At 34.5% G+C, this 21010-nt stretch carries 20 protein-coding genes; 14 read left to right on the forward strand and 6 right to left on the reverse strand.

What is annotated here, in order from left to right; all coding sequences use genetic code 11:
* Nucleotides 1-6: 6 nt before the first annotated feature.
* The 13 genes from B4I81_RS07290 to B4I81_RS07350 all read left to right on the forward strand — a co-directional run bounded on the left by B4I81_RS07290 (nt 7) and on the right by B4I81_RS07350 (nt 13161).
* Nucleotides 7-1266 carry a hypothetical protein gene (locus tag B4I81_RS07290; RefSeq protein WP_291109207.1) on the forward strand — a complete coding sequence of 420 codons (1260 nt, stop codon included), beginning with the start codon at nt 7-9 and terminating at the stop codon, nt 1264-1266.
* Nucleotides 1267-1268: 2 nt separating this feature from the next.
* The gene (locus B4I81_RS07295) at nt 1269-2546 is read left to right on the forward strand and encodes a hypothetical protein (RefSeq protein ID WP_291109209.1); all 1278 of its coding nucleotides are present in this window, start codon (nt 1269-1271) and stop codon (nt 2544-2546) included.
* 9 nt (nt 2547-2555) lie between these two features.
* Nucleotides 2556-2948, forward strand: coding sequence for a hypothetical protein (locus B4I81_RS07300; protein ID WP_291109211.1), 393 nt, complete (start codon nt 2556-2558; stop codon nt 2946-2948).
* A 19-nt stretch (nt 2949-2967) separates the two neighbouring features.
* Nucleotides 2968-4032 carry a hypothetical protein gene (locus B4I81_RS07305; RefSeq protein ID WP_291109213.1) on the forward strand — a complete coding sequence of 355 codons (1065 nt, stop codon included), beginning with the start codon at nt 2968-2970 and terminating at the stop codon, nt 4030-4032.
* 13 nt (nt 4033-4045) lie between these two features.
* The gene (locus B4I81_RS07310; protein WP_291109215.1) at nt 4046-4585 is read left to right on the forward strand and encodes a hypothetical protein; all 540 of its coding nucleotides are present in this window, start codon (nt 4046-4048) and stop codon (nt 4583-4585) included.
* A 4-nt stretch (nt 4586-4589) separates the two neighbouring features.
* The gene (locus B4I81_RS07315) at nt 4590-5036 is read left to right on the forward strand and encodes a hypothetical protein (RefSeq protein WP_291109217.1); all 447 of its coding nucleotides are present in this window, start codon (nt 4590-4592) and stop codon (nt 5034-5036) included.
* A complete protein-coding gene (locus B4I81_RS07320; protein ID WP_291109219.1) occupies nt 5037-5480 on the forward strand; it encodes a hypothetical protein in 444 nt (147 codons plus the stop codon).
* Nucleotides 5481-5495: 15 nt separating this feature from the next.
* Nucleotides 5496-6884, forward strand: a complete 1389-nt coding sequence (locus tag B4I81_RS07325) for a T9SS type A sorting domain-containing protein (protein WP_291109221.1) — start codon at nt 5496-5498, stop codon at nt 6882-6884.
* 25 nt (nt 6885-6909) lie between these two features.
* Nucleotides 6910-8184, forward strand: a complete 1275-nt coding sequence (locus tag B4I81_RS07330) for a formylglycine-generating enzyme family protein (protein WP_291109223.1) — start codon at nt 6910-6912, stop codon at nt 8182-8184.
* 119 nt (nt 8185-8303) lie between these two features.
* A complete protein-coding gene (locus tag B4I81_RS07335) occupies nt 8304-10118 on the forward strand; it encodes a tetratricopeptide repeat-containing sensor histidine kinase (RefSeq protein ID WP_291109225.1) in 1815 nt (604 codons plus the stop codon).
* 11 nt (nt 10119-10129) lie between these two features.
* Nucleotides 10130-10759, forward strand: a complete 630-nt coding sequence (locus tag B4I81_RS07340; protein ID WP_291109227.1) for a response regulator transcription factor — start codon at nt 10130-10132, stop codon at nt 10757-10759.
* 970 nt (nt 10760-11729) lie between these two features.
* A complete protein-coding gene (locus B4I81_RS07345) occupies nt 11730-12152 on the forward strand; it encodes a DUF6943 family protein (protein ID WP_291109229.1) in 423 nt (140 codons plus the stop codon).
* Nucleotides 12153-12303: 151 nt separating this feature from the next.
* Nucleotides 12304-13161: a hypothetical protein gene (locus B4I81_RS07350; RefSeq protein ID WP_291109231.1), complete on the forward strand. Its 858-nt coding sequence runs from the start codon at nt 12304-12306 to the stop codon at nt 13159-13161.
* A gap of 66 nt (nt 13162-13227) precedes the next feature.
* Here the strand turns inward: B4I81_RS07350 and B4I81_RS07355 are convergent, their stop codons facing one another.
* From B4I81_RS07355 to B4I81_RS07370, 4 genes are read right to left on the reverse strand one after another with little or no spacing between them, the layout of a single operon-like run.
* On the reverse strand, nt 13228-13401 hold the full coding sequence (locus B4I81_RS07355) for a hypothetical protein (RefSeq protein WP_291109233.1): 174 nt from the start codon (nt 13399-13401) through the stop codon (nt 13228-13230).
* Nucleotides 13394-13687, reverse strand: a complete 294-nt coding sequence (locus B4I81_RS07360) for a hypothetical protein (protein WP_291109235.1) — start codon at nt 13685-13687, stop codon at nt 13394-13396. Before B4I81_RS07360 ends, B4I81_RS07355 begins: the two co-directional genes overlap by 8 nt.
* Before the next feature lie 32 nt (nt 13688-13719).
* Entirely contained in the window at nt 13720-14112 is a 393-nt protein-coding gene (locus B4I81_RS07365) for a DUF5675 family protein (RefSeq protein WP_291109236.1), read from the reverse strand.
* 32 nt (nt 14113-14144) lie between these two features.
* Nucleotides 14145-14903, reverse strand: a complete 759-nt coding sequence (locus B4I81_RS07370) for a hypothetical protein (protein WP_291109238.1) — start codon at nt 14901-14903, stop codon at nt 14145-14147.
* Between the two features lie 266 nt (nt 14904-15169).
* Here B4I81_RS07370 and B4I81_RS07375 point away from each other — a divergent pair, with 266 nt between their 5' ends.
* Complete coding sequence (locus B4I81_RS07375; RefSeq protein ID WP_291109240.1) at nt 15170-15370, forward strand: hypothetical protein; 201 nt, start codon at nt 15170-15172, stop codon at nt 15368-15370.
* Between the two features lie 70 nt (nt 15371-15440).
* On the opposite strand, the gene B4I81_RS07380 is transcribed toward B4I81_RS07375, so the two are convergent.
* Together B4I81_RS07380 and B4I81_RS07385 are read right to left on the reverse strand one after the other, a co-directional pair.
* Complete coding sequence (locus B4I81_RS07380) at nt 15441-16514, reverse strand: hypothetical protein (protein ID WP_291109241.1); 1074 nt, start codon at nt 16512-16514, stop codon at nt 15441-15443.
* A gap of 729 nt (nt 16515-17243) precedes the next feature.
* Entirely contained in the window at nt 17244-20969 is a 3726-nt protein-coding gene (locus tag B4I81_RS07385) for a T9SS type A sorting domain-containing protein (protein WP_422653572.1), read from the reverse strand.
* Nucleotides 20970-21010: the final 41 nt, after the last annotated feature.

Below are 21010 nucleotides of genomic sequence, written 5' to 3' on the forward strand. Positions count from 1 at the left end.
TAAAATATGAAAAAAATTAGTTTCTATTTATCCATACTTTTTTCTACAGTTGTGTTTGGACAAGACAACTCAATAAAAATTGAAAACGTAGTAAATGAACAATTTGGCACTTTACTAGAATCATTACTTACAGATGGTAAAATAGATGAGACCAATGCGAAAACCTATTTAGAAACGGTTTTTGGATTTGATGAAACGATTGGACAGCAACTTCAAAGTACTAATTTATCAAAAAAAATAAACGCTTTTCAACCAGGAAACCTATCGACAGATCAAGTAGTAGATCAATTAAACAAGCTGTTACTTACCTTAATCCCTGAGTCACAAAAAGAAGATATGATGAACAACATTCAAAATCAATTGATGTTGAACAATGTGGTAGGTGAAATTAAAAGTGGGCAAGTAGGCATGCATTCTATTAATCTAATCAATGACATAATTCAAAGTAATAGGGAATGGAAAAAAGAACGAATGATGAATGATGAAATTGCAAAAAAACTGGAGGTCATAACCCCAACGCTAAAAAAATTAAATGCTACCAACTCTTCCTACAAGAAGTTACATGTTATTGATGAAGTAGATTCTGGCAACAATTGGATTTCTTCCTATAATCCACCAGAATTAGTTATGACAAGAGATGTAAATAAAATGGAACGTAAAACAACAAATAGTGTTAAATTAGAAAATGGATATGTAACACTACATGACAATTATGGACCGTCAAATACACCTCAGCATTTAATTTTTGATGAGCTAAGATGTTATAAAAATATAGAAAAATTTGACTTTTCTAAAGATTTCTCAATGAATCTACAATTTAAAATAAGTGATGGGTTAGGCACTTTATTGGTAATAAATATAGGCAAAGGCTATAAAATTTTTATTACAAGGAATGTAGGTTCAAAAGGAAATATACAAGTGGGGGTTCAAGATGAATATAGGGTAACGGAAAAATATGGTATACTTAAAAGCAGTGAAAAATTAGATAAAGAAAAGAAAAAACTATCTCGTAATTATGGATATATTGCTGACTATACAATCGGAAATTCTATTTGGTTTTATGATAAAACAAAATTTGATGAAGTATTAAATGTGAATATAACTAAAATAGGTACTGTTTTTACTTTAAAATTCCTTGATTATCCTGTTGAAGTAAAAACAGAGGTCAACTACTTTCCCGACAAATATTATTTAGGTTTCAAAACGGAATCCAAAACCAATAAAGCCACTACCGAAATCCATAGATTAGAACTTAAACATTTATAAAGATGAGAAAAAATATAATTTTAATTTTCACGATTTTATTATCTCTTACAGGCTGGGCACAAGACAAAATCACATTAGATAAAGTACTAAACGAACAATTTGGAACATTACTGGAAACCTTTTTGAAAGATGGAAAAATAGATGAGACCAATGCGAAAACCTATTTAGAAACGGTTTTTGGATATGATGAAGAAGTTAGTAAGTATTTGCAAACGTCCGACTTTGTAAAGCAATTTGGTTCTCTGAAGCAAAGCGGATTTGGTAAAGCATCGACAGACAACCTGATTTCCCAACTGAATAGCAGCTTAATTTCGTTTATTCCGGCTGAAAAGCAAAAAGCTTTTATGCAGCACATGGAGGCACAAATGCTCATTAACAATTCATTAAGTGAAATTACTTCGGGAAAAATTGGAAGCAATACTCTAGAACTCACCGCTAACATTATTCAAGGTTCTAAAGATGCCAAAATAGAGCGTCAGAAAAAAGAAGCCATAGCAAAAAAATTAGAAGCTATTACGCCTACCCTAACAAAATTGAATAGCAACCCTAAAGCATATAATAAATTGAAGATTGTTGATGAAGTGGACAGTGAGAAAAATTGGGTAGTCAATTCTAATCCTGCTGTTGTCGAAGACAATCAATTTCGATACACTAGTAATGCGTCTGCATTTGTGGATGGCGGATTAAAAATTAGTGCTGAAAATTACAAAGCAGCCGTTTTTAATTGGGATAAAGACACCAAATTTGAAATGACAAAGTTTTATAAAAACCCTGAGAAATTTGATTTTTCAAAAGACTTTAAAATGAATCTTTATTTCAAAATTGAAAAAAGGAGTATGCAAAAAGCTGCCATTCAAATTGGAAAAAGTTATACCGTTTATTTAAGTCGACAAGAGAAATATATGAGCATAAGCACTCCTATTCAATATAAAGTAACGGATAAATACGGCATTCTTGAGCCCGATAACGGAAAAATTAAAAGTGAAGTTTTAAAGGCGGATGAGCAAAAAAGATTTGCACTTTCTAAAGATTGGCTAAATGGAATGAGCCTGGGCATGAGTGAAAAAAAGCTACCTGAAATTAATTTCGAAGGAATTTTAAAGTTAACCATTACCAAAAAAGGTACTATTTTCACCTGTACGTTTAATGATTTACCTGTTGAAATGAGCACCGAAATTAATTACTTTCCAGATAAATATTTCTTAGGTTTTTTAGTGCTAAATAATCTTAGCAAAAAGCCAAATATGGAAATTCACAAATTAGAGTTGGAACATTTATAAATAACACCAATGAGAACCTTATTTTTATTATCAGCTTTCCTCTTTGCCCATTTCTCTCTCGCTCAAGCCAAAGGAGAAGCTTGGTTTTATGCTATTGATAACATCAATAAAATTGTCTACATCACCGAATTGGAACAAGTTACCGTACCTGATAATTTGAATAATCCAGATGCATGGCGCAGCGGGTTTGTAGAACAAATGGGATGGCAAGAGCGTTCGCCAGATTCGTATGTGATTTCTTTTAATTGGATGAAAACCAACAACGAAAAATGGTACGCATCCGATGTTGAAAGCAGAAACAACAAAATAGAGGCATTCAAAAAAAGATATACCTTAAAATGGATCAAAATGCCAACACCTAAAAACCCAACCCGAAAACCCTCAAGTGTGAGTGCTCAATAATTTTTTTAAATTTATGATTATGAATAAACAAAACCATTTTTTAGTCTTTTTATTATTATTAATTACAATAATTGATTTCAATAAATTAAGTGCACAAACTGTTCCCACTTTTGAACAAACCGTAAATTATATTGTAACCAATACAAAAGGAAGAGTTATGTATCCAGGTCCTTTGGATGCTTATTCAAGAGTGAACGGTTATAAATTGAAAGATATCGTGATTGAAAAGAATGGAAGAATTAAATTTATTACTGAGCAAAGAAACGATTACAATGATTTTACTATTATTTTCAATGTGTTTGACCTTGTGGCTAGTACTGAATATCCAGAAGGTGTAATTGCTAAAGATTTTCTTGTACACTTTAATGGTTTGAATGTTACAAGTGGTTATGGAATTGTATATGCCACCCAAAACGATGCACTTAAAGTGGCACGTGCTTTCCGGCATCTGAGAACCGTATGCGAAAAGCCAGAAAACGATCTTTTCAGCCAACCCGTAATAGAAGAGAAAAAGACGCTAAGCAAAGAAGAAACACTAAGCTACATCAATAAACACATAATGACAGGTTTAGGGTTGGGAGAATGCCAATGCTATATATTGGAAACCTACAATGATGGTTATGGTCATAGAAGTAAAAAAAACGGTACCTCAAACTATTATATTGAAAGCCATGATTTGGTGAGTACAAACACCTATGAAGTATATGGCAGAGCCGATAGGCAAGACTGTGAAGAAATGCCTTATTTTAATCATAGAGATGATTTGGTTAGAGGTAGTTCGATAAGCAATAGTGTTAAATTAAAGATTTCTTTTGATCTGCTAAAATTAATCAACTTTGAAGTCTTTAATGGCACCAATGATGCTACCAAGGTATTAAAATTAAACTTTCAATCTAATTCCAGTTCAGCTGAAAACTTGTCGAGTGTAGATTTGATGAATATTAAAATATGGAACACAAGTTCTTTGCAGTTCCTTGTGTCTTCTGAAAATGTCGAAAAGGTGAAAAAGGCATTTATGCACCTAGAAAAGTTAATAAAAGAAGAAAAAAAGAAAGCGGAAGACGATGACCCGTTTGGAAATTAAAGAACCTTTGCCAATGAGAAAATCTGGATACACCTTGTTACTATTGATAATACTTCAAACCAATTATGCTTCCTCCCAAACCACCACCATAATCCATCTGCTCCAAAAAAACTTAAAACAAGAAAATGAAGCCCGGCAAATGGTTCATACAGAAGTGGACAGTTTAGGTAATGAAATAGGTTACATTCAACAAGACATCGACAGTCTGGAAGTAGCAGAACTTACTATTAAAAATGATACCTTGTTTTATACCACAAAGCAAAAAATGCTCTATGAAAAAGGCTATTACTTAGAACAACAAATGGTCGCTTTACAAGACATTAGAGCCGTAACCAAAGATATAGGAATCTTTTTTGAAACGTCACCCGATAAAGTGACCCTCATCCGAAAAGAATATTTTGACGATGGTAATTACACGAAATCAAGTACAACCAAGGATTTGTTTCGCACCCACTTTGTATCGTTACGACAAAATGAATATTTGGCAGATGAATTAATAAAAGCCTTCAAAAAAGCAGGCTATAAAATAGAAAAAGGATATTGGTATGATTAAGAAAATGAAAGTTAGCTTTGTTTTTGTATTACTTTTTACGAGTATCATGTTTGCCCAAAACAAAAGCCACATCGACAGCTTATACCAAGTAAAAAACTACTTGTTAGACCTTAGAAGTACTGTAATCAAAAATGATGGGAACACAAATGAGCAACTCGTAAAAGTAGCTCAACTCATGGAAAAAGGTAAGGTTTATGAAAAGCAATTTCCCATTTGGCTCAATGCTGTCCTCCATGAAGACAGTTGGCACTACACAGAAATGAAACGGCAATTCACACTTATTTTACAAACCCTTGCGTTATACAATTCCGATTTAAAAGCCAAGCCAAATCAACTTCCTAATAATTTGGATGATTTGAAGTTTTTAAACAGCAGCATTCCAAAACTCGTTGATACTATTTACTATTATTGTAAATTAGCCGAAGAAGAACGCTTGAAAAAAATACATTAAATGCAAGATCGTTTCCAAGACCAAAATTTCCGTCTCAAAGACTTCCAAGAGGAAGTAGCTGTGGCCTGCCCAAAATGTAATAAAAAAGCACTCACAACCGTAAACTATGAAGAAAAGAAAGCCAAGTTAACCTGCACGCACTGTGGTTTTCATGATGTAAAAGACACTTTGTTAACCCATTTGGGCTATACCGCTAACTACAAGGCTGATGCCAGTACTTATTTTGATGTGGAAACTTGGTATTGTGCCCCTTTTAAAAACGATATTTTCTTTGCCTATAACGAAGCCCATTTGTTGTATTTAGAACAATACATCGGTGCCAAACTACGCGAACACAAAGACCGTTCTCATTTTACGCTTTTGGAAAAACTTCCCAAGTTTTACCACGAGGCAAAAAACCGAGAACCACTTTTAAAATTGATTGATAAATTAAAAAATAAATAATAAACTTATTTGATTATGATAAAAAAAATACTTTTTAGTTGTCTTACACTAATAACACTTGAAGTTGCTTTAGCACAAGACGGAAGCCTTGATACTACTTTTGATGTAGGATTAGGAACAGATGCTTATATTGAAACAACAGCAATACAATCTGATGGAAAAATACTAATTGGTGGTGCTTTTTCTACTTATAATGGTATTACCCAAAATAGAATTGCTCGACTAAATTCGGATGGAAGTCTTGACACAAGTTTCAATGCTGGAGGTATAGGTGCAAACAGTTCTGTTTCATCAATCATAATTCAAACCGATGGTAAAATATTAGTCTGTGGCGCTTTTGAATTTTATAATAACATTCCTGTTTCAAAAATAATACGTTTAAATACTAATGGAAGTTTAGACAGTAGTTTTAACAATGGCACAATAGTGAGTAATTACATTTACGATATGGCCTTACAATCCGATGGAAAGATTTTAATTGCTACACAGTATAATATTACATCCAGAAGGATTGAACGATTAAATTCAGACGGAAGCTTAGACGCATCATTCAATTTAGGAATCGGAACTAATTTCGATATATTTACAATCGCAACACTTTCCGATGGTAAAATCCTAATAGGTGGTAATTTTACATCTTATAATTCAGTTAGTACGGGTAATATAGCTAAACTTAATAGTGATGGTACTTTAGATTTATCATTTAATTCAGGCACAGGATTTAATGGCTATGTACACAAAATAGTTATACAACCAGATAGCAAAATTTTAGTAGGTGGCTATTTTTCAAATTATAATGGCGCTACGGTAAACAATTTCACTAGAATAAACTCCGATGGAAGTATCGATAGCTCTTTTAATACAGGAACAGGAACTTCAAATTATGTTTTAAGTATTGCCATTCAATCGGATAATAAAATACTAATTGGAGGAGGTTTTTATGTTTATAACGGAATGCCCATAACCCAATTAGCTAGAATTAATCAAAACGGTAGTTTAGATAGTAGTTTTACACCGGGTAGCGGACCTAACGCACCTGTATTTTCCATACTCATTCCGTCTGATGAAAAAGCTATTGTATCAGGTAATTTTACTACATACAATGGTAGTGATAGAAAACGAATAGCAAGAATAGCAGCAAATTCCAGTCCTTTAAGTACTGATGATCCCAAAATGACAACCCTAAAGTATTATCCAAATCCAATTGAAAACACATTTTATATCGAATCACAACATCAAATCAAAACGATAACAATGACCAATCTTTTAGGTCAAAAGTTACTAACGCTCGAAGGAAATAATAATAGCATTGAGGTACAAGTAGCACAATTGCCGTCAGGTGTTTATGTTGTCAGTGTGGTTTCAGATGGAAAAACGGAAAGCTTTAAAGTAATTAAAAAGTAAACTACATGTTTGTAAATAATCAACAATGAAAAAACACCACTTTCTATTTTTAATCCTAGCTTGCCTTGCGCAAATGGCATTCGCTACACCACCACAAAGTCCTGCGATGGTTTTTGTAAAAGGAGGTTCATTTATGATGGGCAATGGTGCCGAAAATAAAAAATGGGCACATGCCGAAACAGTAGCTGATTTTAGCATGAGCCGATACGAAGTAACCGTTGGCGAATACAAAGCTTTTTGCACCGCAACCAACAGAGCCATGCCCGAAGCACCTTATTGGGGTTGGAACGACCAACACCCCATAGTAAATGTTTCTTACAATGATGCCGTTGCCTATTGCCAATGGTTGAGTAAAGCTTTGGGCGTTACTTACCGCTTGCCCACCGAAGCCGAATGGGAATATGCGGCCAATGGTGGCACACAATCCAAAGGCTACACCTATGCTGGTGGCAACGACATCAACCAAGTGGCGTGGTATTACAAAAATGCCAATTACCAAATGCAAACCGTAGGACAAAAGAAACCCAACGAACTCGGGCTTTTTGACATGACGGGCAATGCCTGGGAATGGTGCAGCGATTGGTATGTGGGCACAACAATTGCAGGTAAAATTGCGGAAGGTACACACCATGTACTTAAAGGAGGCAGCAGCATGAGTTTTGAAACCAACAGCACCAACATCCAACGCAATTATAGAGCAACTAACCGTGCGATTTACTGTGCTGGCTTTCGCTTGGTAACTACCGCCAAAACAACGGCTAGTGCAACACCGATTTCCAAAGCTAACCCTAAAGCTGAATATTCGGAATTTAAGTGCGAAACAAAAAAAACAGGATATGCTATTTTATGTAGAGCTTTAGAAAGCAATAGATTAGTAGATGATGAAGAATCGCCTTACGCTTATGAATATGAAGAAGAGTTAGCCCGTTTAGCCCAAGCGGATTATGAAAACGACAGTGATATTTTCTTTATAGAAAAAATCCATTTATACGTTACCCGATGTTCGTGCTGTTTGGTTTGTGATACCATTCGAACTGCTAAAAAAGAAATCTCATTACTTAAAATAGCAGTGGCAACAGGAAATTTAGATTTTTTTGAGCGAGCGGTTACTGTGTATCGTTATCCGTTAGATGTGGTAGATGAAATCGATGGGATGAACGCCATGGATTATGTGTATGAGGAAAAAGAGTTTTGGACGAAAAATTCCCCTGGAGCTAACGCAGAAAAATTAGCCCTAAAAATGTTAGACATCGTCAAAAAAGCAGGAGGAAAATTCCATAAATACAAACAGTTGAATTAAAAAGATAAATTCTTTTATATAATTAAAAACTATCCTAGATTTACCACGTGGCCAAAAACAGAGCGGCTTTATTAAAACTGATTGAGAAATTGAAAAAGAAATAATCACAAAATAGCATTATGAATAAACTAATACCATTTATTGCCTTTTTTCTCTTTGCTCTACAAGCAAAAAGTGAAAACTGGGCGAGTAATTCTACCCAAGAGTGGAATCAAAAATCTCATGATACTACCACTATTTCTAATTTAATCAATAAAGCTAAAACGCAAGAGAAAAAAACGGATAAAGGAATAGAACTTCTTAAAAATACGCTATCAGTTATTAATAAGGCTTTGGCTAAAAAATATCCTATTCCGGTTCAACAAAAGTTGAAACTTCAATTGGCTAATACCAACTCTGAAATAGGAAAAAAATTTATTGAATTAAGTCAGGTAAAATTAGCCATTCCCTATCTCTTTGAAGCCTTGAAGTATTTCGAAATAGTAGAAAATAAAAATGGGATTGCTAAAACCTATATGAATATTGGTTTGGCATTTAATAATCTGAAAGATTATAAAAAATCTAAAAAGTACTACGATCAAGCTACAGAGCTATGTATAGCAATAAAAGATTGGCAAACACTTGGTAAAGTCTATAACAATTACAGTGTAAACTTGTATGAACAAAATCAAAAAGAAGAATCTTCGGCTTATGTATATAAAGCGCTGAATGTCTTTAAAAAAATCAATGATAAACAAGGGATTTCATATTGCTTGTATAATCTTGCTCAAAAATATAACGATGCGGGTAATCCACAAAAGGCGATGCCTTATTTGATGGAATCTTTAGAAATGAGAAAAGAAATAGACGATACCCGAGGAATTGCAGAAAGTTTAAATGCTATTGGGATTTGTTATCGTTGGATGAATGATATTCCTTTGGCAATTAAATATTTAAATGAAGCCAATCAATTAGCTCAAAAAAACGGTTTTTTTCATGTATTAGAAAGTTCTTCTGATATGTTGAACTACATTTATGAAGAAGACTTAAAAGATCATGAAAAAGCACTCAAAAGCTACAGACTATATATTGCGGCACGTGACACTATTATAAATGAAAAAGCAAAAATAGAATTACTGGAAAAACATTATGAATACGAATATGAAACAAAAAAAGCACTTATTCAAAAACAAACAGAGGCTGACAAAGCTAGACAAAAACTAATCTTTATTGTAATCGTTAGCATTTTGATTTTATTGTTGCTATTGGTTTTAGCGTGGTTTTATTTTTATAAAAAGAAAAAAGCATTAGAAAAAGAAATTGAAAATAAAGCGATTGCAATAGAAGTAGCTGAGGCCGAACGTCGTAGAATTTCTGCTGATTTACATGATGACTTAGGTGTGGGTATTTCAACGATTAGTCTGCTTGGTAGTCGAATTAAATCGCAAGAAGACATAACAATGATTAAATCAGATGCAGAAAATATTATTGAAAACACTAAAAGGGTAAATGAAAAACTTACTGAGGTTATTTGGGAATTAAATACAGAACACAACAACTTAGAGCATCTTTTACTTTTCATTCAGAAACAAGGAAAACAAGTATTTAAAGAGGCTGGGATTGACTTTTCTATGTTAATCCCTTTAGAACTTCCCCATATTTTTCTATCGAGCTACGAAAGAAAACAGTTGTATTTTGTGGTTAAAGAGGCTTTTCATAACATCCTAAAACATGCTCATGCTACGCAAGTAAGTGGAAAAGTAAAAATAAACGGCACCATCAAAATTGAAATTGCTGATAATGGTCAAGGTTTTGATGTTAACGAAAAATTAAATCAAACAACCGGAGAGGGTTTAACGAACATGAAAAACCGATTGGCAGGTTTAAACGGAAAATTAGACCTTGTTTCCAACTCTAATGGAACCCGAATTACAATAGAAATTCCCTTACCCTAAAAATAAATAAAATGCAATCGAAAAAAATTGTAGTGCTAGAAGACGATGCTACTTTTAGAAAGTTAATTACGTCGGAAATCAACAAAGTGGAAACCTTTGAATGTATTGGGGCTTTTTCAAAAATACAAGAATTGATGCAGGCTGTTCCAAACTTATTTCCTGATTTGTTTTGGTTGGATATTAGTCTTCCAGATGGCTTGAGTATTAATTATATTGCCAAATTAAAGGAAATGTTTCCTAACTCATTGTGCTTAATTTGTTCGATGCATAACGACGACGATAAGGTTTTTACAGCAATAAAATCAGGGGCAGATGGATATTTGTTAAAAAATAGTTCGTTTGAAGTGATGATGAACTCTATTGACGAACTTTTTCAAGGTGGTTCGCCCATGAGTCCATTTATTGCTAGAAAAGTCATTAACTATATGAAAACAGGTAACCAATATGATTCACTAAAAGATCAATTGACCAAGAGAGAATATGAAATACTTGCTAATTTAGCACAAGGATTTCAATATAAAGAAGTGGCACATCAACTTTCTGTAAGTTTAGAAACAGTGAAAAAACACGTGCAAAACATCTACAAAAAATTACACGTGCAAAACCGAACCGAAGCTATCATTAAATTTAATAAAAAATAGGAACGCCTCGCTAATTTATTTGCTCCCAACCAGTCTTAGTTTATCCTGAGCTTGCCGAAGTGCTCCCCACCGCACTAGTGGTATTTTGTGTGTTTTTAGCACTTGTTTTACCCATAGTAAGTCAATAAAAAAAGGCTCCCTGTTTTCCCAACCCCTCGCGCACAGTCCGCCTTTTTTTATCCACTTACACCCAATCCAAAAAACAAACGCTAAAAACACATAAAAACCACTCCCAAGCTATTATTACATAATAAACCTTATAATTCATTCCCAGCACCCCTCGCAGTCCCCCTGAAAGTTATAAGGGTTATTATGTAAAATATCCGCTCCCAGCCGCACCCACCCGAAAAAGAATAGGTACGCTACCGCTAACGTAATTTGCATTGTTTTTTGAAGATGCTTCCCATTTTCAGTAGACCAAAACTGCTAACTGAAAACTGCGACTGCTAACTGAACCATCAAGCATCCTCAAAAATCAAACTATCACAAGAGTGTGTTTTTCTTTTTTCTCATATTCACAAAGAAACATTGTCAAACCGAGCGCAGTCGAGGTCGTCCACCTAAAAAAAGAAAACCACACCCTTGTTTACATCTCCCGATTGAACACCTCTAAAACCCCAGTTCATAAGAACATTTGGGGTAAACATTTTTACAAAAAAAAGGATAAAAAAGAAGCCAAAGGTTTGTTCCGGGTATTCAAAAAAGCAAGTTCAAGCCTTCGGTTCCGGATAAAATCTCCACCCTTACATTTCCAATACCACCACATCCACTTAGCGTTTCCACAGACGCATATGGGTAGTATTTTACCCGTAAAACTTGCTTTTTTGAAACCCTCCACAAGGCAAGACGGCTTTCTTTTTTTTCCTTTTTTCTTTTGCAAAAATGTGTGTGGGGCATCTCGGTTTCCATTCACATTTCGGGCAATCACGAAGGAAAGACGAAGGAAGTTAACCTGTTAAATCCTTGTATTATGGACACAATTTTTATCAAAACCCACCAACCTGGGGCGCACTATGCCAAACCGCATTTTTTCGTATTATCAAAAGGACTAAATAGCGGAAAACCTAGCAATGAACCTTTTACAAACAGCTTTGTACTTGTATTTCAAACCGAAGCTCAAAAAGAGGACATTTTTTGGATAGCCATGAGCCTTTGGAAATCCAAATTCTGGATGCCTTTTCTTCGCGGTTCGGTTATTCCGTTCTTATCCCTCTATGAATTCAAAAAAGAATTCAATCCAAGAGCAACGCGTTTAATGCGAGAACACGAGCTGCACAAAAAAAACATTCAAGCACTAAAGCTGCTGCAGGAACAAGAAAACCATTTTAACAAAAACTTACACCTCATCAATGAACTCAAAAACGCAATTATGATGAGGTACAGAAGGAAGTAATTACAAGCCTAGACTAATTAGTCTAGGCTTTTTTTAAACCCTATTACTAAATTTATAATCTATTGATGTAAAAAAATCTATCTTGAATGTACAAAATAATAGTACATTTGATAGCAAATAATAACTTTCTATCAAATATTATATGGACTTCATGGATATTCAAAAATATGCAGAGCAATTTATGCAAGAGAGAAATAGCAGGTCAATTCCAGAATTTGAAGGATATTCTCCTACCGAAATGCATCAAATATTGCATTTTACATTTGAAGCTCAAAGTCCTTTAAAAATTCAAAAATTGAATGCTGAAGATTATGAAAAAATACCATTGCTTAATCTGGTAAAGTTTCTATTACAACTCATTGAAAAAAATAAAGAAATTAAACTCACGGAAAAAGGTTTTTTGCCTACAAAATTCGTTTTTGAAATTTACAACCAGGGTTTTTTGAAAGAGGATCATATTGAAAAAGGTATTGTAAAATTAAATAAAGAACTTAATTCAATGACAATTAGGTTGTCAAGATTCCTTTTAGAAATTTCAGGCTTAGTAAAAAAAAGAAATGGTAAACTTAGTTTAACACAAAAAGCTAAAGAGTTCCAGGAGGATAATCACAAATTATTGCTACTGATTTTAGAAACTTTTTCAAAAAAGTTCAATTGGGCGTATTTTGATGGTTATGGTGAAAATCAAATCGGTCAGCTTGGTTTTGGGTTTTCAATGATTTTACTTTCCAAATATGGTAACGAAAAGCAATTAGCTACATTTTATGCAACTAAGTATTTTAATGCGTTCCCACAATTTCTAGAATTGAAAGTTTCAGAATACGAAACGGTTGAAAGATTTATAAGTGACTGCTATTCTATTAGAACTTTTGATAGATTCTTTGATTATTTTGGAGTAATAAATATCGAAACCATAGGTTTGGGATTCAATAGGGTAACCTACATATCTAAAACAAATTTATTCGATAAGTTAATAAAATGTGAGCCTCCGAAAAGAATCAATAAATAATAAAAAAAGCCTGAACAAAATTCAGGCTTTCTCATACTCAGTAAAGGTTACCAATCAAAACTGAGCTTATTTCTTTTTCGAGGTTAGGCGTTTTAAAAGCACCGTAACACCAAAACTCACTACTGCTCCAATAAAGGCTAAAACTATTGTTTTCAATACATCTGCTGAGGTTAAATTAGGTATAACACTCAGTGCAAATCCTCCAAAAGTTCCTGCCTTCAAAGTTAAAGAATTATCCATTCCCTCCAACGTCAGTTTCGGGCTTTGCCTCATCTTTTTTGTTGCCCAGGATAGTATTATCCTCTACGGTTGCTGAGCTTGTCGAAGTATCAACAGTAATTTGGCTTACTGCTGATAAAACACCACCTGCAACGGCAGCATAACCTGCAACGGTTACAACAACAGCAGGTAAAGCTACTGGAGCAGCTACAATGCTTCCACTTACTGCTAATAAGGCTAATCCAATGGTGCGCAACACCTTAAAAAATTTCGGAGTGGGTGCCTTAGCACGTTCTACTACATTCATAATTTTTCTTTTTATGTCATCCTGTAAAGGATCTATTGTACAATCAATTCCACACTTTCTTTGTTATCCAAAGCTTTATAAACCAAGTCTTTCAACTTCGTAAAAGCTTTTCTAGATAGCAAACCTAATCCAGGTCCAGAAAGTTTCGTAACAGGAGCAATACAGCCACGCAATTCCTTTTGTGCATTATTGGCAGGATGTATCAAAATATAAGTTCTGTTCGGTACATCTACCAATTCCAAATGCCATTTGTATTTCGCACTATATCGCTTTCTTATAAAATATTTCCCTTCCGGAATACAGGAAATCCCACGTTCATTTCGTTTCCACGGCAATTCAATTGTATGACTAATCAATTTGCCTTCACATTCCAATTTTCCATTTGTTCCTTCAGGGAAATAAGTTCTTGTCAAAAACAGTATCATACTGACCACTTAAAACTGATCACTGACCACTATTAAACCCCTCCATCAACCGCCACAATCGATAACGGGTTAAAAGCGCCATTTTTCAACGGATACATTTGCCCGTTAATTTGTTGGTAAAACTCCACACCAAGAGCCAAAACAAGTGGGTGAGTAGAGTTCGCAGTCACCGCATTACTCAAGTTAATCACAGCCGTAGCCGTAGCATCCCAAGGTAAAATCGCAGTTTCAGAAGTAGCCACCACATAACTTTCACCTGTAAAGTCAATTTCAGCACCTCCAGAAATCACTTTAAAGTGAGTAGTTCCACTAGGAGCAGCAATCATGTTCGCAGGAATAAAAGCAGGAATACTAACATCCAAAGTTCCAGCCACACGGTCAATATCCGTAGTAAAAGGAGCAAACAAAGAAGTTCCTAATTTCCCACGAATATTAAATTCAAAACCAAGCACCAATTCAATTTCTCCATCAATTACATTACGTAATCCTCTGTCACTCACTGCATCCATCTGGATTACCTTAACCATTTGTTGCGTCAAACGACTCACCATTCTACCATCCGCAGAGTTCAACAACAATGGGCGTAAAGCGGTTCTCAAAAGCTTACCTGCTTTTCCAGCTCTACCAAATTCAGAACCGTTCTCACGCGTTCTTTGAAACGCAGGGTCACTAGCAATTCTACTTGCCTCAATACCACCTTTTTCACGAGCCAAATGCCCATCCTGCGTTTTGTAAAAAGTAATATCCCCGATAGTACCTTTTAACTTAATTATGCCTTTCTGTCTAGCCATAACTTCAAAATTTTAGTTCAACATTTTTTCACTTTCACAAATCATTCAAAACTCGGTTGCAACACTTTTTGAAATAATTATAAGGCAAATTTCCTCCACAAAACCAATCAAATAACTTAAGCCTATGCCAAATGTCCTAAATCAACACATTTGTCCTTAAACGTCCTAAAACACCTCAAATCAACTCTATCAATCGACGTTAAATGAAAAGATTAATTAAATACCTTTAACCTATCTCAAAGCCAACTCAAAAGCAAGGTTAAAGTATGAATCAAGTACCAAAACGAGTTTGTATCTATCCAAAGGACATACAACGCATTACAGGTAAAAGCTATCGTCAAAGCACAAGAATATTAAATGAAATAAGAAAGTCGCTTAGAAAGCCTAAAAATAGTCTTGTAAGTATAGAAGAGTTTTGTTTACATACTGGCTTAAATATCGAGCATGTTTTACCAATCATTGATTAACAACATCAACTTATTTATTTTTTAAACTACTTAAATAAAATATTTTACTATATTTGTACCATAAGATTTGTCAGAAAAACGAATGATTTTTTGAGGTTAAAAATCGAGACCCAAGATTTGAATACTTGAAAAAACTTTTAAAATATAGGCTTGAAGAAAGAGATACAAATCCCTTTTTTACTTGGGTATAATCAATTCCTGCTAAATTGGGAATTGATTCAAAATATTCTGAATTACTTTCGCGAGCAAATTCTGAATTAGTAATAGCTCCTTCTCTTCTATAAACTCTGTAGGAATTTTTCATAGTTAAATTACCATTTGCAGTTCCTTTCACCATAAAGCCTTGACCAACAGGGGAAAATCTTCTTTCATAAAATGCTCCAGAAGTACTTAAATTTGTTTCATAATTACCTGAGGAATCAAAATTCCAAAACGCTGCTGGTGTATATCCAGCTCCTGGAGTATAAATACCATACCCTCCACTATACGCATTTAAATAGTGAGAATTAACTGGAACTTGTTCCCAAAAGTATACTTGACCATTTATCAAACTAGAATTTAATGGATCTAATAAAAAAGAATTCAAATCAATTGAACTAGGATAAGGATTACCAATTAAGGTAAAATTACCAGATGTTACAGGAAGTGTTATTGTGCCATCATTAGGAACGCCCCTAAAATCATATCTTTGATTACTCCCTGAATTATTTTGAATACCATCGTTTATATCCACAATTAAGCTATCTGTCCCAGAAGTACCTTTCATTGTAAAACCAAAACCAGGTAAAATTAAATTATTTGAACCTATATAATTCCACTGGGAATAAGTATTGGATGTAGTAAAAGTATAAATCCAGTACTGTGAAATTGTCAGGGGATTTGAAATTCCATCTAAATTATTTGTTATTATACTATTAGAACTCGAAATTAATCCTGTAGGTTGAAACAACCTTGAAATACCAAAATTCTTATTACCTGATGATAACGAAGGTATACCAACTGGTGAACACCAATAATTGTATTGGTAATTATTTACTGTTCCTTCTTGAAAAATGGAAACACTCCCTAAACCAACATTTGAACCGGTACCTGTAGTTCCTTGCAGCAATTGAGATTGATTTCTAAGAAAGATATTACCATTCAAGTTTAAATTCTGCTTTGTATAAATAAAAGAATTATTAGAATAGATATATGAATTTGATTCAACATAAATTTGTGAACTCAAATAAAAAAAAGATAAATTTAAAAATATTAAAAATATTTTTTTTTGACTATTAATAAATAAACACAACATAAACAAAATATTTAAACTTTAGTTATAATTTTAGCAGAATCATTTTAAATCAACTACTTTTGATAATCAAATAGTAAGGAGAATAAAAATTGGCATAATATTTTTGTAAGACACTCCCCAGATTTTACAATAATAATATTATAACTCAATTTAAAATTCTCCTACTTCTATTTGACTTATTTTTTACAGACAATTAATTAATATTTAAAATATCAAATAGAGGGGAGAAATAAATATTGCCCAAATCTAATTTATATAAAACTACCCCCCAGTAATTTTATTCTTTTTGTATTTGAAGAAATACAAAAGAGTTCTCCCTACTCTATTTGACTTTTAAATTGCTTATATTTTTCAATTCCATAAACTTTTATCATCACAAGTTCAATATTAAAATAAGGTCTGTTTTTTTTTATTTTAATTAGATTATCATAAAAATTTTTCATTTCAAGAAAATCATCTTTAATAACAAAACTTTTTTCTTTGAAAAATAACTTAAAAAAAAACATATGATAAATTTAAATTCAAATAAAAAAACAAGCTACTCAAATAAATTAAGTAGCTTGAATTCAATCAACTTAACTACTTTTTAACTATCTTTTTATAAAACACTTTGTTATCAATAATTATGTTTAATAAATAAATTCCATCCTGTAAATTATCAATTGAAATTTGTGTTTCTCCTGAACCAATACTTTGTTTGTGAACTATTCTACCATTAATATCAAAAACATTTATTTCGCTATTTTCAACATCAAAATTCAACTTCACAATAAAATAATTTGATGCAGGATTAGGATATACCATAATATTATTTTCATAATCAAAACTATCATTTGATAATGCATTAACAATATTTATCATCGCTTGAACCTCTGCAGCTGTTGCTGGTGATGAGAACAAGTTTGGATTGGCATCAATATAAGCTTGATAAGCTGATTCATTTGTTACTATAGCTCCAATAATAACTGGTGAAATTGTATTAATCTGTGCAACTGTTACTACAGAACTAATATTAGATGCATCTGCCTCAATACCTATTTGTGCTAAAACACTTTGTGAAGCATTCACCGCATTTACCATCGCTTGAACCTCTGCAGCTGTTGCTGGTGATGAGAACAAGTTAGGGTTAGCGTCAATATACGCTTGATAAGCCGATTGATTTGCTACAATTGCTCCTGTAATAGCTGGAGAAATCGTGTTGATTTGCGCAACTGTTACTACTGAAGTAACTACGTTTGGTGCATCACCCTCGTTTCCAATTTGTGCTAATACACTTTGTGATGCATTCACCGCATTTACCATCGCTTGAACCTCTGCAGCTGTTGCTGGCGATGAGAACAAGTTTGGATTCGCATCTATATAATCTTGGTAAGCTGATTCATTTGCAGCTACTAATCCTGTAATTGCAGGAGAGATAGTTTGCATTTGTGCTACAGTAACAACTGAATTTACAGTATCTGGTGCATCTCCCTCGTTTCCAATTTGTGCTAATACACTTTGTGATGCATTTACCGCATTTACCATCACTTGTACTTCCGCTTGTGTTGCTGGCGATGAGAACAAATTTGGATTGGCATCAATATACGCTTGGTAAGCTGATTGATTTGCTAAAATTGCTCCTGTAATCGCTGGAGAAATCGTATTGATTTGAGCAACTGTTACTATTGATAAAATATTCGCTGCATCTGCTTCCGTTCCTATTTGTGCTAATACACTTTGTGAAGCATTTACCGCATTTACCATCGCTTGAACCTCTGCAACTGTTGCTGGTGATGAGAACAAGTTAGGATTAGCATCAATATAATCTTGGTATGCAGTTTGGTTACCTGCTACTAATCCTGTGATAGCTGGTGAAATGGTTTGCATTTGTGCTACCGTTACTACAGAGTTTACTGTATCTGGTGCATCTCCTTCATTTCCTATTTGTGCTAATACACTTTGTGAAGCATTCACCGCATTTACCATCGCTTGAACCTCTGCAACCGTAGCTGGAGATGAGAACAATCCTGGGTTGGCATCAATGTAATCTTGATATGCTGTTTGGTTACCTGCTACTAATCCTGTGATTGCAGGAGAAATAGTTTGCATTTGTGCCACTGTGACAACTGAATTTACAGTATCTGGTGCATCTCCCTCGTTTCCGATTTGTGCTAATACACTTTGTGATGCATTCACCGCATTTACCATCGCTTGTACTTCCGCTTGTGTTGCTGGCGATGAGAACAAGTTAGGGTTAGCGTCAATATACGCTTGGTAAGCCGATTGATTTGCAGCTACTAATCCTGTAATTGCAGGAGAAATAGTTTGCATTTGTGCAACTGTTACTATTGATAAAATATTCGCTACATCTGCTTCCGTTCCTATTTGTGCTAATACACTTTGTGAAGCATTCACCGCATTTACCATCGCTTGAACCTCTGCAACCGTAGCTGGAGATGAGAACAAGTTAGGGTTAGCATCGATATAATCTTGGTATACAGTTTGGTTACCCGCTACTAATCCAGTGATAGCTGGTGAAATGGTTTGCATTTGTGCTACTGTAACAACTGAATTTACAGAATCTGGTGCATCACCTTCATTTCCGATTTGTGCTAATACACTTTGTGATGCATTTACCGCATTTACCATAGCTTGAACTTCTGCAACCGTAGCTGGAGATGAGAACAATCCTGGGTTGGCATCAATGTAATCTTGATATGCTGTTTGGTTACCTGCTACTAATCCTGTGATTGCAGGAGAAATAGTTTGCATTTGTGCTACGGTTACCACTGAATTTACAGTATCTGGTGCATCTCCTTCATTTCCGATTTGTACTAATACACTTTGTGATGCATTTACCGCATTTACCATCGCTTGTACTTCCGCTTGTGTTGCTGGTGATGAGAACAAGTTTGGATTCGCATCAATATAATCTTGGTATGCTGACTCATTACCTGCTACTAAGCCAGTGATAGCTGGTGAAATGGTTTGCATTTGTGCAACCGTTACTACAGAGTTTACTGTATCTGGTGCATCTCCTTCATTTCCGATTTGTACTAATACACTTTGTGATGCATTTACCGCATTTACCATCGCTTGTACTTCCGCTTGTGTTGCTGGTGATGAGAACAAGTTTGGATTCGCATCAATATAATCTTGGTATGCAGTTTGGTTACCTGCTACTAATCCAGTGATAGCTGGTGAAATAGTTTGCATTTGTGCCACTGTAACAACTGAATTTACAGTATCTGGTGCATCTCCTTCATTTCCGATTTGTACTAATACACTTTGTGAAGCATTCACCGCATTTACCATCGCTTGTACCTCTGCAGCTGTTGCTGGTGATGAGAACAAGTTAGGGTTAGCATCAATATACGCTTGATATGCTGATTCATTTGCTAAAATAGCTCCTGTAATAGCTGGAACAATTGTATTAATTTGTGCAACAGTAACTACTGAAGTAACTACGTTTGGAGAATCTCCTTCGTTTCCAATTTGTACTAACACACTCGAAGCTCCATTTACAGCATTTACCATCGCTTGAACCTCTGCANNTGTTGCTGGCGATGAGAACAAGTTAGGATTAGCATCAATATAATCTTGGTATGCTGACTCATTACCTGCTACTAAGCCAGTGATAGCTGGTGAAATGGTTTGCATTTGTGCAACCGTTACTACAGAGTTTACTGTATCTGGTGCATCACCTTCATTACCGATTTGTGCTAATACACTTTGTGAAGCATTCACCGCATTTACCATTGCTTGAACCTCTGCAGCTGTTGCTGGCGATGAGAACAAGTTAGGGTTAGCGTCAATATAATCTTGGTAAGCAGATTCATTACCTGCTACTAATCCTGTAATTGCAGGAGAAATAGTTTGCAATTGTGCCACTGTAACAACTGAATTTACAGTATCTGGTGCATCACCTTCGTTTCCGATTTGTGCTAATACACTTTGTGAAGCATTCACTGCATTTACCATAGCTTGAACTTCTGCAACCGTAGCTGGAGATGAGAACAATCCTGGGTTGGCATCAATGTAATCTTGATATGCTGTTTGGTTACCTGCTACTAATCCTGTAATTGTAGGAGAAATAGTTTGCAATTGTGCCACTGTAACAACTGAATTTACAGTATCTGGTGCATCACCTTCATTTCCGATTTGTGCTAATACACTTTGAGATGCATTCACCGCATTTACCATTGCTTGAACCTCTGCAACCGTAGCTGGAGATGAGAACAAGTTAGGGTTAGCATCGATATAATCTTGGTAAGCAGACTCATTTGCTGCTACCAATCCTGTAATTGTAGGAGAAATAGTTTGCATTTGTGCTACGGTTACCACTGAATTTACAGTATCTGGTGCAT

It is taken from the genome of Flavobacterium sp. UBA6195, from assembly GCF_002422095.1.
Classification (GTDB): domain Bacteria; phylum Bacteroidota; class Bacteroidia; order Flavobacteriales; family Flavobacteriaceae; genus Flavobacterium.

Coding starts and splice junctions, on each gene's coding strand:
- B4I81_RS07290 (WP_291109207.1), top strand. CDS start 7: ATGAAAAAAATTAGTTTCTATTTATCCATACTTTTTTCTACAGTTGTG.
- B4I81_RS07295 (WP_291109209.1), top strand. CDS start 1,269: ATGAGAAAAAATATAATTTTAATTTTCACGATTTTATTATCTCTTACA.
- B4I81_RS07300 (WP_291109211.1), top strand. CDS start 2,556: ATGAGAACCTTATTTTTATTATCAGCTTTCCTCTTTGCCCATTTCTCT.
- B4I81_RS07305 (WP_291109213.1), top strand. CDS start 2,968: ATGAATAAACAAAACCATTTTTTAGTCTTTTTATTATTATTAATTACA.
- B4I81_RS07310 (WP_291109215.1), top strand. CDS start 4,046: ATGAGAAAATCTGGATACACCTTGTTACTATTGATAATACTTCAAACC.
- B4I81_RS07315 (WP_291109217.1), top strand. CDS start 4,590: ATGAAAGTTAGCTTTGTTTTTGTATTACTTTTTACGAGTATCATGTTT.
- B4I81_RS07320 (WP_291109219.1), top strand. CDS start 5,037: ATGCAAGATCGTTTCCAAGACCAAAATTTCCGTCTCAAAGACTTCCAA.
- B4I81_RS07325 (WP_291109221.1), top strand. CDS start 5,496: ATGATAAAAAAAATACTTTTTAGTTGTCTTACACTAATAACACTTGAA.
- B4I81_RS07330 (WP_291109223.1), top strand. CDS start 6,910: ATGAAAAAACACCACTTTCTATTTTTAATCCTAGCTTGCCTTGCGCAA.
- B4I81_RS07335 (WP_291109225.1), top strand. CDS start 8,304: ATGAATAAACTAATACCATTTATTGCCTTTTTTCTCTTTGCTCTACAA.
- B4I81_RS07340 (WP_291109227.1), top strand. CDS start 10,130: ATGCAATCGAAAAAAATTGTAGTGCTAGAAGACGATGCTACTTTTAGA.
- B4I81_RS07345 (WP_291109229.1), top strand. CDS start 11,730: ATGGACACAATTTTTATCAAAACCCACCAACCTGGGGCGCACTATGCC.
- B4I81_RS07350 (WP_291109231.1), top strand. CDS start 12,304: ATGGATATTCAAAAATATGCAGAGCAATTTATGCAAGAGAGAAATAGC.
- B4I81_RS07355 (WP_291109233.1), bottom strand. CDS start 13,401: ATGGATAATTCTTTAACTTTGAAGGCAGGAACTTTTGGAGGATTTGCA.
- B4I81_RS07360 (WP_291109235.1), bottom strand. CDS start 13,687: ATGAATGTAGTAGAACGTGCTAAGGCACCCACTCCGAAATTTTTTAAG.
- B4I81_RS07365 (WP_291109236.1), bottom strand. CDS start 14,112: ATGATACTGTTTTTGACAAGAACTTATTTCCCTGAAGGAACAAATGGA.
- B4I81_RS07370 (WP_291109238.1), bottom strand. CDS start 14,903: ATGGCTAGACAGAAAGGCATAATTAAGTTAAAAGGTACTATCGGGGAT.
- B4I81_RS07375 (WP_291109240.1), top strand. CDS start 15,170: ATGAATCAAGTACCAAAACGAGTTTGTATCTATCCAAAGGACATACAA.